Annotated in this window: 15 protein-coding genes; 3 read left to right on the top strand and 12 right to left on the bottom strand. The window is 74.8% G+C overall.

All coding sequences use genetic code 11. The annotated features are described in order from the left end of the window. Positions 1-245: 245 nt before the first annotated feature. A complete protein-coding gene (locus J7W19_RS25885; protein ID WP_004939224.1) occupies positions 246-605 on the bottom strand; it encodes a hypothetical protein in 360 nt (119 codons plus the stop codon). Positions 606-1053: 448 nt separating this feature from the next. On the opposite strand from J7W19_RS25885, the gene J7W19_RS25880 reads away from it, so the two are divergent. Genes J7W19_RS25880 through J7W19_RS25870 form a run of 3 tightly spaced genes read left to right on the top strand, consistent with a single transcriptional unit; the run spans position 1054 to position 5678 of the window. Next, complete coding sequence (locus J7W19_RS25880) at positions 1054-2133, top strand: winged helix-turn-helix domain-containing protein (protein ID WP_004939221.1); 1080 nt, start codon at positions 1054-1056, stop codon at positions 2131-2133. A 52-nt stretch (positions 2134-2185) separates the two neighbouring features. Then, complete coding sequence (locus J7W19_RS25875; RefSeq protein WP_004939218.1) at positions 2186-3028, top strand: hypothetical protein; 843 nt, start codon at positions 2186-2188, stop codon at positions 3026-3028. A gap of 43 nt (positions 3029-3071) precedes the next feature. Then, entirely contained in the window at positions 3072-5678 is a 2607-nt protein-coding gene (locus J7W19_RS25870) for an NACHT domain-containing protein (RefSeq protein WP_004939216.1), read from the top strand. Between the two features lie 32 nt (positions 5679-5710). Here the strand turns inward: J7W19_RS25870 and J7W19_RS25865 are convergent, their stop codons facing one another. From J7W19_RS25865 to J7W19_RS25815, 11 genes are all read right to left on the bottom strand, one after another. Then, positions 5711-7960, bottom strand: coding sequence for a hypothetical protein (locus J7W19_RS25865; protein ID WP_004939212.1), 2250 nt, complete (start codon positions 7958-7960; stop codon positions 5711-5713). A 3-nt stretch (positions 7961-7963) separates the two neighbouring features. Continuing rightward, positions 7964-9097 (bottom strand): GTPase domain-containing protein, encoded by a 1134-nt coding sequence (locus J7W19_RS25860; protein ID WP_004939209.1) that lies wholly within the window; start codon positions 9095-9097, stop codon positions 7964-7966. Further along, positions 9094-11748 carry a hypothetical protein gene (locus J7W19_RS25855; protein WP_210455383.1) on the bottom strand — a complete coding sequence of 885 codons (2655 nt, stop codon included), beginning with the start codon at positions 11746-11748 and terminating at the stop codon, positions 9094-9096. Before J7W19_RS25855 ends, J7W19_RS25860 begins: the two co-directional genes overlap by 4 nt. A gap of 25 nt (positions 11749-11773) precedes the next feature. After that, positions 11774-13330: an Hsp70 family protein gene (locus J7W19_RS25850; protein ID WP_004942510.1), complete on the bottom strand. Its 1557-nt coding sequence runs from the start codon at positions 13328-13330 to the stop codon at positions 11774-11776. Positions 13331-13388: 58 nt separating this feature from the next. Beyond that, positions 13389-13955 (bottom strand): nucleotide exchange factor GrpE, encoded by a 567-nt coding sequence (locus tag J7W19_RS25845; RefSeq protein WP_233478175.1) that lies wholly within the window; start codon positions 13953-13955, stop codon positions 13389-13391. A gap of 72 nt (positions 13956-14027) precedes the next feature. Next, entirely contained in the window at positions 14028-14426 is a 399-nt protein-coding gene (locus J7W19_RS25840) for a hypothetical protein (RefSeq protein WP_004942505.1), read from the bottom strand. A 112-nt stretch (positions 14427-14538) separates the two neighbouring features. Continuing rightward, a complete protein-coding gene (locus J7W19_RS25835; RefSeq protein ID WP_040889048.1) occupies positions 14539-15105 on the bottom strand; it encodes a hypothetical protein in 567 nt (188 codons plus the stop codon). Positions 15106-15110: 5 nt separating this feature from the next. Continuing rightward, positions 15111-16232 carry an ROK family glucokinase gene (locus J7W19_RS25830; protein ID WP_004942501.1) on the bottom strand — a complete coding sequence of 374 codons (1122 nt, stop codon included), beginning with the start codon at positions 16230-16232 and terminating at the stop codon, positions 15111-15113. Positions 16233-16459: 227 nt separating this feature from the next. Beyond that, the gene (locus J7W19_RS25825; RefSeq protein ID WP_004942499.1) at positions 16460-17296 is read right to left on the bottom strand and encodes an ATP-binding cassette domain-containing protein; all 837 of its coding nucleotides are present in this window, start codon (positions 17294-17296) and stop codon (positions 16460-16462) included. Then, complete coding sequence (locus J7W19_RS25820; protein WP_004942498.1) at positions 17293-18333, bottom strand: ABC transporter permease; 1041 nt, start codon at positions 18331-18333, stop codon at positions 17293-17295. The genes J7W19_RS25825 and J7W19_RS25820 overlap by 4 nt, the downstream gene beginning before the upstream one ends. After that, positions 18330-19340 carry a sugar ABC transporter substrate-binding protein gene (locus J7W19_RS25815; RefSeq protein ID WP_078587891.1) on the bottom strand — a complete coding sequence of 337 codons (1011 nt, stop codon included), beginning with the start codon at positions 19338-19340 and terminating at the stop codon, positions 18330-18332. Before J7W19_RS25815 ends, J7W19_RS25820 begins: the two co-directional genes overlap by 4 nt. Between the last annotated feature and the right edge of the window lie 164 nt (positions 19341-19504).

Here is a 19504-nt window from a genome sequence, read left to right as displayed (position 1 = left end):
CGGACGGGCCCGGCCGCTCGCGCCCCTCGGGCACGACGGTGCGGCCCGGGGCAACCCGTCCGGGCGGCCCCGGAAGACCGTTCGAAGGGCCGAGGGGCCCGCCGGCGCGTCCCGGCGGGCCCCTCGTCACCGGCGGGCCGCTCGTCACCGGCGGGCCGCCGACGACGGGTCAGACGACGGGACGACGGATCACCGGTCGGAAGAGTCGGGAGAGCCGGAAGAGACGGAAGGGGCGGAAGGGGCGGTCACTGATCGGAATAGCTGAAGTCGCCCATGGTCCAGGCACTGACGTCCTCGATCGCCACGCGGTACATCCCACCCGTCTCCGGGATGCCCACCGTGCCCTGCAGAATCCGGGCGACGTGAAAGTGCAGGTGCGTGGGCGGCCCTTCCTTCTTCGCGGGGGCGTCGAAGACGTCGGCGAACTCGCCCAGTTCGGCGGAGTCCCCCAGCACCTCCGACACCCTCCGCCGCCACATGGCCTCAGGGGCCAGTCGGCCGGTGATGACGGCACCACCAGTGACGACGGTCAGGGACATCCGACTGTTCTGCCCGGACTCCACGCGGGCGGCGATCCGGACGATCAGCTCATCAGGCTTCGGCATGGAATCGGATTCTATGCGCCGTACCGTCCGCCCGGACGGGCGGCGCCCCGCCCGTCCGGGCGGACTCCCGACGACAGGGCACCCCCGGGTAGCCGGAGCCCGCGTCCGTGACGAGGGTGACGCGGGCCGGGTCGTCGTCGGTGGTCCCGGCGAGGGCCCGGCGGCACCCCCGTGACCGCCGGGCGGCCCCGCCGAGAGCGGCGCGGCCGGGACCCGGGCCCCGGCCGGACGGGAGCTCCGTCCCCCGGGGGAGCCCGAGCCCGGCGCACGAGCACCGGGCGCGGCTCCGCCACATCGTCCGATTACCGCTTCCGGTCGGCTGACCGTGCTTCTCATAATCGTGGCGGGACCCCTGTGGTACGAGCGGTTCGGTCCTGGCCGAACCGCGGCCGGCGCGCACCGGTCGCGCGGGGCGCGGGCAGGTGCCCGCGGAAGAGAGAGGTACGGGATGCTGCGTCTCCACTTCACCGCGGAGGACCTGCTGCGCGTGTCCTTCGCGGCGGAACCGGCGCCGTTGACGGAACTGGTCACCGCCATGGCCCTGCTGCAACGCCGTTCCTTACCGCCGGTATTGAGCGGATGGCAGCGCCGGACGCGGCGGGCGCTTCCCGTCCGGGCCGGGATCCTGACGTCCCTCGTCCCGCCCTCGGCGCGCGGCCCCATGTTCCTCGATCCCCTCAGCCGGGGGCTGGAGGACGGGCTGGACACCGTGCTCCGCAGCCCGGCCGCGCGCGTCCGGTCGGATCTGGACCACGTCTGCCCGGCCGTCCGTCCGCGGACGCCGTGGGTACGGCGGCTGGCCTGCCAGGACCGGGAAGCCTGGCAGTTGCTCGAGGACGCCCTGCGGGACGCCTACGACACCGTCCTGGCCGGCTCCTGGAACCATGTGCGGTCCGCGTTCGACACCGAACGGGCCTGGCGTACCCGGCTGTTGGCCGACCACGGCCTCCTCACGACGCTCGCGGGTCTGGGTCCCGGAGGCCGGTGGGAGGGCACCACGCTGATCTACGACTGCCCCGAGGACGCGGAAGGGCACCTGTCCGGGCACGGCGTCGTCCTGCTCCCCTCCGTCCTCTGGCAGGGACGGCCGCTGGTGGCGCTGCGGGACGACGGCCCCAGCGTCCTGCTCTACGCCTCGACGGCCACCCTCCCCCTGCTCGGCCCGGGACCCGACAGCGCCTCGCCCACCGGTCTCGCCGCCCTGCTCGGACGGACCCGGGCCGCCGTGCTCCACCTGCTCGTGCGGCAGCGCACCACCACCGAGATAGCCAGGGAACTGCGCATCGGCAAGTCCTCCGCCTCGGAACACGCCAAAGCCCTGCGTGCCGCCCGGCTGATCTGCACCCAGCGGGACGGCAACGTCGCCTGGCACTGGTGCACCCCGCTCGGGCTCGACCTGCTGGCGGCGACCGGCCAGGCGGCGGACCGCTCCGACAGGACCGGAAACGGGCCGGGGCCGGCGATCACCTCGTACCCGGCCGTGAGGGCGAACCCGGGCGGTTCCCGGCCGCCTTGGCCCGCCTCGTAGCGCTTCTCCCGGCAACGGCTCCCTCGTAAGAGCAGGCGCTATCGTACTGACCATGCCGTTACGAGAGCCGTCCACGGGGACCGGGCGCCGGGCGAAGGCCGTCGCGGTCGCCGCCGTCGTGACCGTGCTCGCGGCCGTCGGCGTCGCCGGAGCCCCGCTGCTGGGCGGCGGCGGGACGGCGGAGGAGGCGGCGGGCGCTTCGCCCGGCCCGAGAGCGTCGGCGTCCGCGTCCGCGTCGCCGAGCACCACTCCGCGCGCCGGTGCGGCCGAACGGCCGACCGTCCCGGGCTGGAAGGTCGTCGTCAACCCCGAGTTCGGCACCGCTTTCGACGTGCCGCCGGAGTGGGACGTCAAGGATCCGGCCGCGCACTACGGCTTCCGGGACAGCGCGATCGACCCCGACGTCCCCGCGAACTGGGGCAAGTTCATCGTTCTGGCGAGCGGATTCGCGTCCCTCCGGGACGAGTGGTGCGTGCCCGACATCGACACGAACGGCCGCGTGGTGGGCACCGAGCTGGCGGGGGCCGGCACCAAGGGAGCCAAGGGGGCGCCGGACACCGACCGCGTCGCCGTCAACGAGGCCGCCGTGTGGGTGTACGGCGGCTACACACAGCCGGACAAGAAGAGCATCATCTCCGACAGGACGGCCAGGCCGTACACCACCAAGTCCGGCGTCAAGGGCAGCATCGCCTGGGCCCGGTCCAGGAACGCGCCCCGGAAGAACAGGTGCTCGACCGACGGCAAGGCCGTCGCCTTCGGGTTCAGGAACTCCGCGGGCGGCTACGTCGCCTGGGTCCTCTACGGCGCCACGGGCGTACGGGACGAGCTGCCGGACTCGACGGTCATGCGGATCCTCGGCACGGTGCGCCTCCACGGAACGCCGAAGAAGGGCTGAGGCTTCGCGGCAACGGACAGCGTGACGACGGGGGCGGACGGACATGGTGAGGCGGACGGGCACCGGCGGCGAGCCGGACATCATCAACACCGCGGTCGACTGCACGGCCGAGTACCTGATCCAGATCGGGATCCTCCGGGGCGACCTCAACGTGACGCTGCGGATGGAGCACCCGCCGCCCGACGACGACGCCCCGCTCGCCGCGGCCGAGCGACGACTCGCCCGCAGCCTCCTCCACCGGTGGCGGGCCGAGGCCGACGCCTGGGACATGACGGACCCCGAGCCGCTGCCCGTGCGCTGGACGCCCAGCCGGCGCGTGGCGTCCGCCGGGAAGCACCCGCCCGCCGGCTCCGGGACCGACACCATCGCCGGGACGTTCCTCGGGCTCGGGCCCCGGCGGCGGCTGGTCGTCCTGGGCACCGCCGGGTCCGGCAAGACCGTGCTGTCCGTCCTGCTCACCCTCGAACTCCTCGCCCGCCGGCTCACCCAGGGCGAGGACGACGTGCCGGTCCCGCTCATGCTGTCGCTGGAGTCCTGGGACGCCCGGCGGCAGTCGCTCGCCGAGTGGCTGGTCGACCGGCTGCGCCGGGACCACCCCGGCCTGCCGTCCGTGGACGGCGTCCACCCGGCCCGCCGGCTCGTCCTCGAACGCCGCGTACTGCCCGTCCTCGACGGCCTCGACGAACTGCCCGAGCACCGCCGCGCCGAGGTCCTCGACGCGCTCGACACGGGCCTCGGCGGCGGGGGCGACGTGGTCCTGGTCTCCCGGACGGCCGAGTACGCCCACCTCGACCGGCAGGGCAAGGGGCTGCGGCACTCCACGGTGATCGAGTCGCTGCCGCTGCGCCCCGGCGAGGTGGCGGAGTACCTCCGCAAGGCCCGGCCCCGGTCCCGCGCCGCCGCGTGGGCACCGCTGCTGAAAACCCTGCGCGAAGAACCCGCCGCGCCGGCCGCCTGGGCCCTGAGCAGCCCGCTGATGGTGTGGCTGGCGCGCCGGGCGTACGAGCAGGGCCCCGCCGACCCGGGCACGCTGGCGGACCGCGAGCGCTTCCCGACCCGGGATGCCGTCGAGGCGCACCTGCTCGACCGGATCGTGCCCGCCGCGTTCCCCCCGGTGCCCGCGCACCCCGGCCGGCTGCACGCGCCGCGCACCTGGGACGCCGAACGGGCCCACGCCTGGCTGTCGTACCTGGCGCTGCTGCTGAACCGGCGCGGCGAGTCCGAACTGGCCTGGTGGCGGCTGCACACGGCGCCGCTGCCCCGGCTGCTGGCCCTGCCGGCGCTGCTGGTGACCGGGATCCTGCTGTCCTTCGCCGTCAAGGCGGGCATGTCCGGCGCGGCGGGCGGTTCGCCGTCGACCGACTTCCTCGGCTCGACCGAGGTGGCGATCGGGGTCGTCACCGCGGCCCTCGCCCGGACCGTGACCACCGCGTGGTTCGGCGAGCGCCTGGCCGAACCGCGCCGCAGCGCCAATCCGCTGCTGTTCGTCCGGGCCCTGCGCTCTCTCGACCGGCACGCGCGCGTGGGCCCGTTGGTCCGCCTCGCGGTGCTCACGGGCGGTCCCGTCCTCGTCGTCCTCCTCCTGGCCCTGTACGCCGTGGCGGGGGACCCCCTACTGGTGTCGCTGTCCGTCGGCGGCGTCCTGCCCGTCCTGCTGATGATCGTGTACGCGGCCCCCGCCGACACCGTGGACGCCGCGACCCCCGACGAACTCCTGCGCGGCGAGCGGAGCGCGCTCGTCACGACGCTGACGCTGGTGGCCCCGCTGATCGGGGTGGGCACCAGCGCGTTCCTCTGGCTCGACGGCGGGAGCGGCGGCTGGAAGGCGGTGATCGGCTCCTGCGCGGGTGCCTCGGCCATGCTGGTGCTGCTCAGCCCGTGGAGCCGCTGGCTGCTGGCCAAGTGCTCCCTCGCGGTGGCGGGCCGGGTGCCCTGGTCGCTGATGGCGTTCCTGCGGGACGCGCGCGCGGCGGGCCTGTTGCAGGTGTCGGGCGGCACCTACCGCTTCCGCAACCGCAGGCTCCAGGAGCATCTGGCCGGGCGGCGGGCCGAGGCCCGCGGAACGGCCGGGTCCGCCCCCTGGGCGGTCCCCTTCCCCAAGCTCTCGGACCCCCGCGAGTCCACGGTGGAACGCACGGCGGACCACTACCGCCTGCGCGGCCGGTCGCGGACGCTTCCGCTGGCCCACTGGGCCGTGGTCGGGGTGATCATGGGCACCTTCGTCGTCCGGATGAGCGTGAGCGGGCAGTGGCACCAGCCGATGGCGTGGCTGAGCCTGGTCTTCTGGCCCTTCCTCGGTGCGCTGATCACCGCGGTGGGCTTCCTCAAGCCGCGACGGCCGCTGGAACTGGAGCTGACCCGGGACGGGGTCACCTCCGTGTTCGGGCGCAGGCGGCGCTCCTACGCGTGGCGGCACGTCGAGGAGATCACCGTGCGCCGCGCGATCGTCCGGGGCCGGGACGCGCGCTTCCACGCGCTCCAGGTCCGGCTCCTCGCCGACGCCCCGCGTCCGCCCCGCCGCTCCCGCATGGGTGAGGGGTGGTACTTCGTCCTCTCGACCGGCCCGTCGCCGCACGTGGATCCCGGGCTCGCCGCGGCGCTCGCCGACTTCGCCGGGCCCCGGTGGACCCCGCCGTCCGGCGGCGGTTGAAGCCTCCGGTGCCATCAGCGGCCTCCCGGCCTTCAGCAGAGCGGCTCGGCCCGCAGCGCGGCGGTGAGGAGGGCCAGGCAGCGTGCCGTCACGGTGCGGCCGTCCTCGGTGATGTCGACGGCGTAGGCGACGGGCGCGCGGCCGGTGATCCCGTCCGGGGCCGTGATCCGCCAGCGCGCCTCGAACGCGGCGTGCGCCCGCAGGATCCGGGGCGGGCGCCCGACCGGGGTGGCGCGCCAGCCCGCGGGCAGCAGGGGTGGGCGGACCGCGACGGCGAGGTCGCGCGCGGTGGTGTTCCGCACGGCGAGCCCCCCGCCGTCCATCGGGCGCAGGCGCAGGGCGTCGGAGCTGGACCAGCGGAGGTTGACCTCGCGCAGGCGGAGCTTCCGCGCCTCCCTGCCGCTCTTGTCGAAGAGGGAACTGAGGCCGACGCGGACCGAGTCGACGGGCTCCGGGACCCTGACGTCGTAGCCGTACGTCTTCGTGAGGACGGGGCCCGACTTCTCGCCGCGCGACCGCTTCTCCGAAAGCACGATCGTACGGGCGCCGACCTGGGCCTCCACGTCGGCCGGCGCCGCGAACGACGTGACGCTGTCCGGGTCGAAGTCCACCGACACCTCGTCCAGCGGCAGCGGCATCCCGAAGTCCGCCCGCAGCCAGCCGCTCTGCCGCGGGGATCCCCGGACCGACCAGTAGCCCTCGTGGCCCGGCAGCGCCGCGGACGGCGGGTGGCCGGGCGCCGAGTAACTCGCCCTGAGCTTCGGCCAGTCGGGGGTGGCGGCCGCGGCCAGGTCGACCTGGTGGACCGTATCCGCCAACGGGTGGCGCCACTTGTCGTACCGCTGCGGCAGGCCCGCGAGGGAGCCCGGCGGCAGCGCGCTCGTCTCCAGGAGCGTCAGCACGAGCGGGACGACCAGGTATCCGGCCAGGTGGGCGAGGAGGAGTGCGTGGCGGGGGACGCGGTGCCGGGGGAAGCGGAACGCGTCGTTCACCGGCGGGCGCGCGAGCGGCGGCGCCATGCTCGCGCCCGTGCCCGCCGCATCGGCCGTACCGGCCAGCCACCGCACCGTCCCCCCGAGCGCCGCGGCCGGGACGCAGCGGACCGGGATGCCCGTACCGTCCAGCGCCCGCAGCAGATGGCCGCCGCCCGCCGCCCGCAACCGCGCGCGCACGGCGGTGTCGTCGCCGCGCACGGCCCTGCTGTACAGCAGCGCGAGCCGGCGCGGGCGGGAACGCCGGGGCAGGGCGAAGAGGACGTGCAGGACCCGGGTGGCGGCACGCACGGCGTCGCCGTGGACGGCGGGGTCGTCCACGACCAGCATCACCCCGTGGGCCCGGCGCAGGACGTCCAGCGCCGCCGCCGACTCCTGACTGCCGTAAGCGTCACCGGCCGGGTCGTACCACAGGACGGGCGTCCCCGCCGCGCGCACGAGCGGCGGCTCGGTGCCGGGCGGGACGCCCAGGTCGGTCAGCCCCTGCCGGTGCGCCCCCGCGCGCTGCGCGGCCGAGCCGCCGACGAGCACGACGACGCGCGCCCGTTCGTACCCGGGAGGCAGCCCCTTTCCGCAGTGCGGGCAGCACGCGTCCAGGCGGTGTGCGCGCAGGACGACGGGCAGGCGGGCACCGCAGCGGCAGCGGCGCCGGAAGACGCCGTACCGGTCCGGCACCAACCGCCGGTGCCGGGCCCGGCACGTCGGGCACAGCCGGACCGGTCGCTCGATGACGCGTCCGCAGTCCGCGTACGGGCACGGCGCCCGTCCCCGGCGCAGTGCGCCCTCCGCCCGCGCGACCCCCGCCCCCACCGCCCACCACAGGCCCCACAGGGCCCGGCACAGCGCCCACAGCGTCAGCGTGAACAGCAGCGGAAGGACGTTGAGCGCGGTCGCGGTCAGCACGACGGCGACGGCCGTGAGCAGGAAGGCCGGGCGCAGGAAGACCATCAGGCAGCCTGGGCCGCCGGTCCCGCTCCGTCCCGGCCGCCGGAACCCGTCGCCGACCCGGTCGGCCAGGAACCGTTCGGCGTCGTCCATCAGCCGTTCGTGCTGTTCGAGCCCGTCCCACCAGGCCGCCCGGAGGTCGCGGGAGGCGGTGACGCGCGGGTACGCGGGGACGGCCGGTTCGCCGCGCGGATCGGGCGGGACGGGCGCCGCCCGGCCGAACGTCCGCCAGACCGTGCGCCATTGGGCCCACACCAGCCTGGGAAGGGTGACGCAGACGCCGTGCCCGACGACCAGGAGGACCAGCAGGACGATCACGATGAGCAGCAGCACGGGGTTGGTCACGGCTCACCCCCTCCCCCGGCGCCACGGCAGCCGCGCGTCCCCGCTCCCTTTCCGCTCCCGGTCGAGGGCGCCGAAGCGGTGCAGCAGCCACATCAGGGGGTCCTCGACGCGGTGCGGGCGTACGACGCCGCCGAGTCCGAGGCCGCCGTCCCGCCGGGGCGCGGCGCCGAGCATGGACACCGCGAACAACTGGTAGTCGGTGCAGAACCGGGCCAGCCGGGCGTCGAGTTGGTGCTCCTGCCAGCGCCGCAGCAGGGCGCGCAGCTCGGCGTGGACGGCGGCCCGGTCGTCGGCGTCGAAGACGGGTCCGGGGCGGCGGGCGCGGTGCAGCGGGGAGTGCTCCGGGAGGTGCGGCCACAGGAGGTCGGCCTTGGTGAGGGCGACCGCGACCGGGACGGTCACCTTCCCGCCGCCGCCCAGGTGGGCCAGGACCCGGGCGAGCACCTCGCCCGACCGACCCGGCACCCCGGCGCCGCCCGGCGCCGGTGCCCCGGGCAGGTCCCGCGGGTCGAGGAGGACGATGACGGCGTCGGCCGCGGCCAGGTAGCGCAGCCGGGTCTCCAGGTGTTCTCGCGAGGCGAAGTGCCCGCCGGCGGTGTCGAGGAAGACCAGCGTCAGCACCCGCTCGCGCGCCCGTCCGAAGCGGCCCCGGCGGACGCGGCCGAGCCGGTGGACGAGGGGCCGGCCGGTGTCGTGCCCGGCGGTCTCGGGGACGGTGTGCCGCTCCTCGTACAGGTGGCGTGCGTACCGCTCGTGGTAGGCGAGGACGGTGGTGTCGTCGCAGGGGAGCAGCGCGGCGTCGAGTTCGGCGCCGAGGCCGTGCAGCAACTCGTGCAGCAGGACGCCGATGAAGGTGCTCTTGCCGGAGCCGGCCGGCCCGACGAGCGCGACCAGTCTGCCGGGAGTGCGCAGATAGCCCTCCGGCAGCCGCCCGTCGCACGCGGTGCAGCGCAGCCGGGTGGTGGTACGGCCGCAGGTGCCGCACACCGCGGACCCGGCCCAAGGGTCGGCGGACGCCAGGGCCCGGTCGTCCGCGCAGGCCGGGCGGCCCGCGCAGACGTAGGCGAGCCGCTCGCGCGAGAGGGTACGGAGGCAGTGCGGGCACACCCGGGTGCGGCGCCGCCACGGCGTTCTCACCCGCGTTCCCTTCGGGTGACGCCGAGCGTGTGCTGCGGCGGGTCGCGCAGTACCAGCGCCGCGCCGACGGCGAAGCAGCGCAGCCGGGTGCCCGGGCCACGGGTGAGACGCGCGGACAGCCGCACGTCCTTCCCGGGGCCGAGCGTCACGTCGGCCGCCTCCGCGAGGACGTCCCCGTCGGCGGGGTCCAGCGGCCAGAACGGGCCGTGCGACCGTACGAGCAGCAGACGTTCGGCGCGTACGGCGGCGCGGGCGGTGAACACGGCGGTGACCGTGCGGCGTCCGGGCAGGCCGTGCCGCTCCAGCCGGTAGCGGGCCTCGGTGCGCGCCGGCAGCGCCGCCGTGCCCGGCCGGCCGTACACGGGCCGCCCGCCGAGCCGGGCCACCGCCCGTACCCGCACCTCCACCCCGGCGCCGTCCGCGACCGGCAGCCGGACGCCCGCCTCCCGCCGATAGGCGGCGCGGGTGACCGTACGCCGCCGTCCCGCCGCCTCGCCGGGGGTCCGCCAGACGACCTCGGCCTCGTCGCCGCCGTCCGGCGGCCAGTCGAAGAGGACGACCACGTCCGCGCCGCCGTGCCGGACGAGCGTGGGGGTGCCGAGCGCGGGCCCGCCGGTCGCGTCGTGGGCGCCGACGACGGCGTGGTCGCCGGCGACCGTCACCGCGAGGACCGCGGTGGGCCGGTCCGGTGTCGCGAACACCAGCCCGTCGGAAGCGTGTTGGACCGCGAGCGGCGGCCCGGGCAGGTCGGCCGTGCGCAGCCGGGTGCCGGCCGGCCACGGGGGTGCGCCGGCGAAGCCGTACAGCCGTACCTCCCCGCCGGCGGGCGGGTCGAGACGCGCCAGGAGCCGGCCGTCGGGGTGGCCGTCCAGCGGGCGGATCTCCAGGGCCGCGACCGGTTCGGGCGGCGGGAGCGGGGTGGCGGTGAGCCGGACGCCCGGCGTGCGCACGGTCGTTCCGTAGTCGGTGCGGTAGACGACGCCCACGCGGTAGCCGTACGTGGTGCCGTTGGCGAGCCCGCCGTCCGTGAAGCCGTCGCGGCGGGCGGCGACGCGCGTCTCCGCCGCGTCCGGCGGGACGCGGACGACCTCGACGGACCGGGCCTGGTCCGGGCACGTCCACGCGACGGTGATCCGGCCGTCCCCGGGCTCCACGCGGACGCCGGTGACCTCGGGCCAGTGCACGAGGGGGCCGCTCACCGCGAGCGGCGAGAACCCGCTCGCCGGTTCGGCGGCGCGGCGGACGGCGACCGCGTAGTACAGCGGGACGCAGGGCGGGGGAGCGCCGTCCGTGTACGAGGTGGCGCGCGGCGACGGCAGCGGCAGCACCGTGCCGTCGGCCGCGTCGCGCGGCGCGCGCCGCTCGGCGCGCAGCAGGACGTACTCGGGTTCGCCGGCGGTGGACGGCGAGGGCCGCCAGCGGAGCGCGACGCCCGCGCCGTCCCGGACGGCGGTGAGCTCCGGCACCGGCTGAACGGCGAGACCGCGGCGTACGGCGTCGGTCCCGGGCAGGTCGCGTACCGCCGCCTCCGCCTGTTCCAGCAGGTCCCAGGCCCGGTCCGCCTCCGCCGGCGGCAGCCGGCGCGCCTGCTCCAGTACCGCGCGGGCGTCGGCGAGTCTGCCGCGCAGGCGCTCGGCCAGGGCGCGGACGTCGTCGGGGAGCGCGTCCGGCGGCAGCCGGTCCGCCACGGCCACCGCCTCGGCGAGCCGGCCGTCGGCGGCCAGCCGGCGCAGCCGCTCGGCCACCGGGTCCCCGGCCGGCTCGTGCAGCACCGCGAACACCAGGCGCCGCGCGTCGTCCTCGGCGACGCCCAACTCCCCCACGGCGTGGGCGAGGAGCGTGGCCGGGGCCGCGCGGGCGGCGTGGCGCGTCCGCAGCGGGGCCGCCAGTTCGTGGCGCAGGATCCGGGCGAGTCCCTCCGGGCCCTGCTCGGCCAGGACGCCGCGGACGGCGGCGATCACGGCCTGGGCCGCCGTGTGCGCGGCGCCGTGCGGCAGCCGGCCCCAGCGGCGCGCCGCCGCCTCGACGGCCGGCGGGTCGGCGGGCGGCGGGCCGAAGATCCGCACCGGCCGGCCGGTCCGGCCCCCGGGGGTGCCCGTGGCGAGGAAGTCGGCGAGGTGGCGCAGGCCCAGGACCTCCAGGTGGCCGGCGCAGCGCGCGTACGCGGGGTGCGGCACCGAGCGCGGCAGCGCGTCCGGTTCGGCGGTCCGCAGCCCGGCGGAGGACAGCGCCGCCCGTACCTCGTCCTCGGGCACCCGGTGGGCGGCGGCGAGGTGCGCGACCGTGCTCTCGGCGAGCAGGCCGAGCCCGCCCGCGGCCTCCTCCAGGGCCGCGCGCAGCCGGGCCCGTTGGGACGCGGCGCGCCGGCCGTGCTCCTGGAGGGCGGCCCGCAGGGGGCCGGGATCGCCGGCGGCGGCCGCGTCGAACAGCGGCCGGTGGGCCAGGTATCCGGCCTCCAGCTGTTCGATCACCGGGCGGTAGCGGAGCCGGGCGCGGCTGCGGCGCCAGCAGGCGCGGACGGCGGCGACCGCCTCGGCGACCGCGTCCCCGTCGGCGTCCGGCGGCAGTTGGTAGCGGGTGCGCAGGTCCTCGGTCACGGGCAGCCCGGCGTCGAGCACCTCGCGCCGGTACCGTGCCTCGTCGAAACCCACGAGCGTACCCCCGTCCTGCCCGCGCTCAGCCGATCCGCTGGCGGCTCATCGCGACCCGCGCCTCGTCGACGGCCTCCTGCGACAGGCCCCCGATCCGCACGGAGATCTCGATCCGCTCGCCGGTCTCCCGTTCGGTGGCGACGACGTTGAGCAGCCCGGAGGTGTCGAGGGTGAAGACGCACTGGAACGGCCAGCGCTTCGGTTTGCCCGGCGGGATCTTCAACGTCCCCTCGGCGACGGCGGTGTTGTGCGCCGGCTCGTCCGACTCCACCGCGCCCGCCTGCTCCATCACCTCGATCCGGACCTTCCGCTGGTCGTCGCGGATGGTGTGGAAGTCGTCGGTCACGGAGGCCGGCAGGACGTCGTTGGCGTGCACGAGGTGGGTGACGTACTCCCGGCCGGTGTCGATGTCCGTGACCTTGATGCCGTAGCCGCGCGAGGCGACGGTGGAGATCTCGTAGGGGCGGTGGGTGAGGCCGGTCTCCTCCGCGCCGGCCCCTTCTTCCGCCCGGTCGCGTTCGGCCCGGTCGAGGGCGTAGAGCGCGGCGCCGCGGGCCACCGCGAGGTCGGGGTTGTGCAGCCTGGGCTCGAAGCCGAACTGGGCGCGCAGGGTGGCGGCGACGGCCGGCATCTTGGTGGCGCCGCCGACGAGCAGCACCTCGTCGAAGGCCGATACGCCGCGCTCGGCGGCCAGTTCGACGGTACGGCGGGTGATGTCGACGGTGCGGTCGAGCAGGTCGCGGGTCAGCTCCTCGACCAGCCCCCTGGTCAGCTCCACCGCCTCGACCCTGCCCTGGTGCATGACGCGCACGGTGTAGCGCTCCCGGAAGGACAGCGCCTTCTTCGCCTCCTCGGCGTCCTTGCGGAGCTGCGTCTCGGACTGGGGGTCGGACAGCGGGTCGTCGGCGTCCGGGAAGCGCTCGCGGAAGCGGTCGGCCAGGTGCGCCACGACGCGGTCGTCGAAGTCGCTGCCGCCCAGCTCCTTGGCGCCGTCCGTGCAGAGCACGGTCAGTTCGCGGCCGCGCAGGGTGAGCACGGTGGTGTCGAAGGTGCCGCCGCCGAGGTCGTACACGAGGATGGCCCGGTCCCCGTGCTCCGCGGCGTCCTCCAGGGCTCCGTAGTCGAGGGCGGCGGCGATGGGCTCCGCCACCACGTCCAGCACCCGCAGCCCGGCGATCTCGCCGGCCTTGCGGGTGGCGTCCCGCTCGGCGAGGCCGAAGTAGGCGGGCACGCTGATCACCACGTCGCGCGCCTCCTCGCCGGTGGCGGCCTTCGCGTCGTCGACGAGCTTGCGGAGGATGCGGGCGGAGATCTCCTCCGGTGAGTAGGCGCGGCCGTGGAACTCGCGCGGCACCGGCTCGCCCATGTCCCGCTTGACGAGCTGGACGACGTGGTCGGGGTCGAGGACGGTGGCGTCCTTGGCGCTCTGTCCGACGACGACGCTGTCGGCGCTCTCGAAGTAGACGACGGACGGGGTGGTGTCCGCTCCTTCGAGGTTGCGCAGCACGGCCGGTCTGCCGACGTCGTCGATCCGCGCGACGCAGGAGTAGGTGGTCCCGAGGTCGATGCCGTACACGGCCATAGGGTCTCTCTCCCGCCACCGGGAGGCCCGTGTCCGGGTCCGTCCCGTCCGTTGTCCGTCAGTTGCCCTGATGTGTCGTCGTGCTCTGCGTGTCTGCCGGGGAAGAAGGGGTCGCCGGGGAGGAAGCGACCGGCGGGGCGTCCGGTTCCCACCGGCACACCACGACGTCGGCCTTGCGCACGACCCGCTCCCCCTGGACGAACCCGGCCGCCACGACGCGCGCCACCGTCCGTTCCGCCTCGGGCGACTCGGCGGCGACGCGGCCCACCGGGCGCTGCAGCGTCCGGTCGAACGCCTCGCCGGGCCGGGGGACGTACCGCTCGACGCCGGTCCTGGCCACGGTGTCCGCCGCCTCGTCGGCCAGCGCGGTCAGCAGGGCCCGCAGTTCGTCGACGCCGAGCGGGCCGGTGACGTGCTCGGCCTGGCGGAGGATCTGGTCGTGGAGCCGGATCAGGGAGTGGCGCACGAGGTCGAGCGCCGTCTCCATCTCGCCCTGGCGCAGCCGCTCGACCTCGTCGTGCAGCCTGGTCACGATGGCCTCACGGCGCTCGGCGAGCCGCTGCTGGCGGGCGAGGGCCTCGGTGAACTCGGCTGCGAGAGAACAGAGTTCGATTTGTTCCGACACGTCGCCCACAGTAGCCCCTGGGGGTGTCGTGCGTCAGCCGAGCGGGCCGAGGCCGCCCACCGGGCGGCCTCCTCAACCGCCGCCGGGGTGGATGCCGCCGCTCACGTCCCGGGCCTGGATGACAGTGTTCTGCGTGCCCCCGGAGACGGAGTTGTGCACGTTGCCCGAGCCGGTCCGGGTGGTGCCCTCCAGAGCCTCCGCCCGCCGCCGCCACTCCGCGAGGGCCTGCGCGAACGCGGGGTCCTGCCGGGCCCGGCGGTCCAGGGCCACGGCCAGCTCGGCGGCCCGCTCCGCGTCGTCGGGCGCCTCGTCCAGGGCGGTCAACGCGCCCGGCTCGCCCGTCTCCTCCGGCTCCCCGCCCGCCCGCCACCTCGCGACGAGGTTCCGCAGGGACTGCCACATCTGGTCCCCCGCCGCACCGGCGGTCCCGCCGGCCAGGGCCATGAGCAGTTCGGGTGCTATCTGGTCCATGACGTCCTCCACCACGGCCCGCCGCTCGGGCCATGGGCCGAGCCTAGGACCGGTGGGGCCGCAGGGACACGGGTTTGCCGAAGGAAACCCCCCGGAGCTGCGGGACGGCCCGTCAGGGAGTCGTCGTCGAGACGACGAACACCCGCGGGTAGCGCGGGTCGTCGAGGTTCGCCGTGACCTCGATGTTGGGCTTGGGCTTGTCCTCCTCGCGGACCGTGCCCGCCCAGTGGTGCTTGCCGGTGAACTTCCAGCCGACGGTGTCGGCCTCGCCCTCGTCGATGGTCACATCGCCCTCTTCCAGGTCGGAGGGCTTCATCCCGTGGCCGTTCAGCCACTGGCCGAACTTGTCCTGGGTGGTGGTGAACTGGAGGAAGAGGGAGCTGGACTTCCAGGAGTTGGTCTCGAAATGGGCGACGTCCTCGGCGTCCGCCGGGACGGTCACCTCGTAGATGCGCCGCTGGAGCCGGGAGGGCCAGCCCTCCTCCAGGCCGGTGATGGTGTGCTCCTCCTGCTTGTCGCCGTTGCCGTTCCGGCTCTGCAGCGCGGAGATGTAGAGGTAGCCGGCCGGGATGGCGACGAGCAGGAAGACGACCAGCGGTTTGAGCCAGCGGCGCGGGCGGGGGCCGCCCGGGGTGCTCCCGGGCGTCTCCGCGGCCTCCTGGCGGTCCGTGTGCTCCATGGTGATCACCCGCGGCCGGCCCGTGCGTAGCGCTCGTACCGTTCGACACGGCGCCGGTTGGCGCGCCGGAAGCGGCGGGCGACCAGCCGGGCGAGGTCGGCGGCGCCGACCATGCCGGCCTCGGGGCCGAGCTGGGCGCGGACGATGCGGGCCTCGGGGCGGTAGCCGCGGCCGGTCAGGTGGCGGCGGAAGGCGTCCCGGGCGGGGCCGATCAGCAGGTCGTCGGCGGCGCTGACGCCACCGCCGATGACGAAGCAGGACGGGTCGAGGGCGGCGGCGAGGTTGGCGATGCCGACGCCCAGCCACTGGCCGATGTCCTGGAGCAGCTCGACGCACATGGCGTCGCCGCCGCGGGCCAGCTCGGTGATGAGCGGGCCGGTGATCTCGGGGATGTTGCCGCCGACGCGGTCGATGATCCCGTACGCCACCGGGGACTCGGCGGCGGCCAGCTCGCGGGCCTCGCGGACGAGGGCGTTGCCGGAGCTGTACTGCTCCCAGCAGCCGCGGTTGCCGCACGGGCAGCGGTGGCCGCCGGGGACGACCTGCATATGCCCGAACTCGCCGGCGACGCCGTACTTGCCGCGCTTGACCTGCCCGTCCTCCAGGATGGCGCCGCCGATGCCGGTGCCCAGGGTGATCATCACCAGGTGGTCCTCGCCCCGGCCGGCGCCGAAGCGCCACTCGGCCCAGGCGGCGGTGTTGGCGTCGTTGTCGACCATGACGGGGACGGCCAGCCGGCCGGCCAGCCGGTCGCGCAGCGGCTCGTTGCGCCAGGACAGGTGCGGGGCGAACAGGACGCGGTTGCGGTCGGCGTCCACCCAGCCCGCCGCCCCGATGCCGACGGCGTGCACGTCGTGCCGGTCGGAGAGGTCGAGGACCAGCTCGACGATGGTGTCCTCGACGACCTTGGGGCTCTTGGACTTGTCCGGGGTCTCGGTGCGCACCTTCTCCAGGATCGTGCCGTCGGCGTCCACGACGCCGGCCATGACCTTGGTGCCGCCGATGTCGATGCCGACCGTGGGCACCCGGGGCGCGGTGAGGTGGGAACGGCGTTCGCGCGATCCGGTGGTCCGGAGGACGGTGGCCCGTGCGGAGCCCCGGTGGACCCGCTCGCGGTAGATGCTCATCGCGGCACCTCCGCGCCTCGGTGGGCTCCGGCGGCAGATCGGGGGCGTGCTCGCACGAGGTCGTCGTCCCTGCGGTGGTCTCGGGAGGCCCTGGGCCTCGCGGATGCGGTCGGTGCGGGTGCTGCCCGCGTCGCCGATTGTGCCTCACCGGCGGTGTCCGCCGCACAACGGGCGGACGACGGGCGGCGGGGCCCGCACCGCTTCCGGTGCCGGGCCCCGCGGGGTGGTCATGCGTCGTCGTCCGGCTTTCCCGGGCCGCCGTCCGGTTCCCGCGCCGCCAGGTCGGGGGCGGGGGCCCGCTCCAGCTCGTGGCTGAGCTGCTCCAGCTCGCTGCCGCCCGCCATCTGCCGGGTGAGCTCGTCCAGGCCGATGTCGGCCTTGGCGTGGCTGCCGGCCATCGCGCCCCGCTTGAGCAGCACGAACCGGTCGCCGACCAGGTACGCGTGGTGCGGGTTGTGGGTGATCAGCACCACACCGAGGCCCGCGTCGCGCGCGGCGGCCACGTACTTGAGGACGACGCCGGACTGCTTGACGCCGAGCGCGGCCGTCGGCTCGTCCAGGACGAGGATCTTCGCGCCGAAGTGGACGGCGCGGGCGATGGCCACGCACTGCCGCTGGCCGCCGGAGAGGGTGCCGATGGGCTGGTCGACGTCGTGCAGCTCGATGCCCATCCGGGCCAGCTCGGTGCGGGTGGTCTCGCGCATGGCGGCGACGTCGAGGCGCTTGAACGGGCCGCGGCCCCTGGTCGGCTCCGAGCCCAGGAAGAAGTTCCGCCACACCGGCATCAGGGGCACGACCGCGAGGTCCTGGTAGACCGTGGCGATGCCCCGGTCCAGGGCGTCCCGGGGGGAGCCGAGGCGGACCTCCTCGCCCTCGATCTCGAAGGTGCCGGCGTCGTGCCGGTGCAGCCCCGCGATGATCTTGATGAGGGTGGACTTGCCGGCGCCGTTGTCGCCCAGCACACAGGTGATCTCGCCCGGGTGGACCTCCAGGGAGACGTCCTCCAGGGCGCGGATGTTGCCGTAGTCCTTGCCGACGCCGGCCAGCCTGATCAGAGCCGTCATTTGCTGGCCTCCGCGCGCTTCCGGACCCAGGCGTTGAGCAGGGTCGCCAGCAGCAGCATCGCGCCGAGGAAGAACTTGAACCAGTCCGGGTTCCACTGCGCGTACACGATGCCCTTGCTCGTCATGCCGAAGATGAACGCGCCGACCGCCGAGCCGATGGCCGACCCGTAGCCGCCGGTCATCAGGCAGCCGCCGATGACCGCCGCGATGATGTAGAGCAGCTCGTTGCCGACGCCCTCGCCCGACTGCACCACGTCGTAGGACATCAGCAGGTGCTGGCCGGAGACCCAGGCGCAGAACGCGACCGCCATGTACAGGCCGATCTTGGTGCGCCGGACCGGGACGCCGACCGCGCGGGCCGCGTCCACGCCGCCGCCGACCGCGAAGACCCAGTTGCCGGCGCGGGTGCGCAGCAGCACCCAGGTGGCGACGGCGACCAGGCCGATCCACCACAGGACGGTGACCTGGAGGTCCACGTCACCCAGGGTGAAGTGGGAGGCGAAGAGGGCGCGGGCGGACTCGATGCCCTCCATGTCCCCGATGGTCTTGGTGGAGACGGTGCCGCTGATGAGCTTGGTGAAGCCGAGGTTGAGGCCCGTGAGCATCAGGAACGTGCCGAGCGTGATGATGAAGCTGGGCAGCTTGGTGCGGGTGAGGACGAAGCCGTTGAAGAAGCCGATCGCCAGGGTGACGAGCAGCGAGACGCCGACGCCCACCCAGACGTTGGCCGTCATCTGGTAGCTGAACATCGAGGAGACCAGCGCCGAGCTGGTCACCATCACACCGGCCGACAGGTCGAACTCGCCGCCGATCATCAGCAGCGCCACCGGGACGGCCATGATGCCGATGGTCGACGACGCGTAGAGCACGGTGGAGAGGCTCGACGCGGACAGGAAGGAGTCGGCGACGATCGCGAAGAAGACGAAGACCGCGGCGGCGCCGACGACCGAGCCCAGCTCGGGGCGGCCGAGCAGGCGGCGCGGCAGGCTCCTGGTCCGCGGGCCCGCCTCGGGGACGGTGGCGGTGGTGCTGCTCATCGCGTCCCCCGCTTGGTGTACTCGGCCAGCACCTTGGCGTCGTCCTTGGTGACGATCTGCGGGCCGGTGAGGACCGGGCGGCCGCCGCCGAGCATGTCGCGGTTGTAGCGGTAGAGCCAGAGCAGGTCGACGGCCTCGTAGCCCTGGAGGTACGGGTCCTGGTCGACGGCGAAGCCGAGGGAGCCGTCCTTGAGGGAGTCGGCGACCTTGGCGTTGAGGTCGAAGGTGTCCACCTCGGCCTTGCTGCCGGCCTGCTGGGCGGCCTTGACGGCGGTCGGCGCGAAGGGGGCGCCGAGCGTGACGACGGCGTCCACGTCCTTGTCGGACTGGAGCTTGGCCTCGATGGAGGACTGGACGTTGGGCATGTTGGTGCCCTCGACGTAGAGGTTCACCACCTCGCCCTTGAACGCTTTCTTCACGCCCTCGCAGCGCTGCTCGTGGCCGACGTTGCCCTGCTCGTGCAGCACGCAGACGGCCTTCTTCTTCCCGCGCTGGTTGAGCTGCTCGCCGACGGCCTCGCCCGCGATCACCTCGTCCTGCCCGATGTGGGTGAGGGCGCCGAACTCCTTGGACTTGTCCGAGCCCGAGTTCACCGTGATCACCGGAATGCCGGCCTTCACCGCCTTGGCCACGACGTCCTTCATCGCGTCCGGCTTGGCGAGGGAGACGATCAGGCCGTCGACCTTCTGGTCGATCATCGCCTGGACGCTCTGGGCCTGCTTGTTCCCCTCCACGTCATGCGCGTAGAGGAACTTGATGTTGTCCTTCACGGCCGCCTGCTTGGCACCGCTCTGCACGATGTCCCAGAAGGTGTCGCCATCGCCCGAGTGGGTGACCATCGCGAAGGTCCACCGGGGCGTGTCGACCGCGGAACGCCCCTGGGCGGCCTTGGCGGCCCGCTCCTCGGCGCGCTTGCCGCCCGTACTGCTGCACCCCGCCAGTGTGGCGCCGAGCACCGCTGCCAGCACGGCGCTCACCGCACGTACGCCTGTCCGAACCCTTGCCACGAGGACTTGCCCTTCCACTGTCTGTCACGGTGCGGCCGGGCCCCGGTCCAGCGGGCCCAACCGCCCAAGTATCCGTCACGATCCGTCACGGCCGTCCGGCGGGGTTTTCCCCGGCACCCCGACGGGGTGTGCAGGTGTTCTAGTGGTGTGCGCCACACCGCGTC

The organism is Streptomyces mobaraensis NBRC 13819 = DSM 40847 (assembly GCF_017916255.1).
GTDB lineage: Bacteria > Actinomycetota > Actinomycetes > Streptomycetales > Streptomycetaceae > Streptomyces > Streptomyces mobaraensis.
The sequence above is the reverse complement of the archived record's forward strand: the minus strand, read 5'-3'. Positions and strand labels throughout refer to the sequence as shown.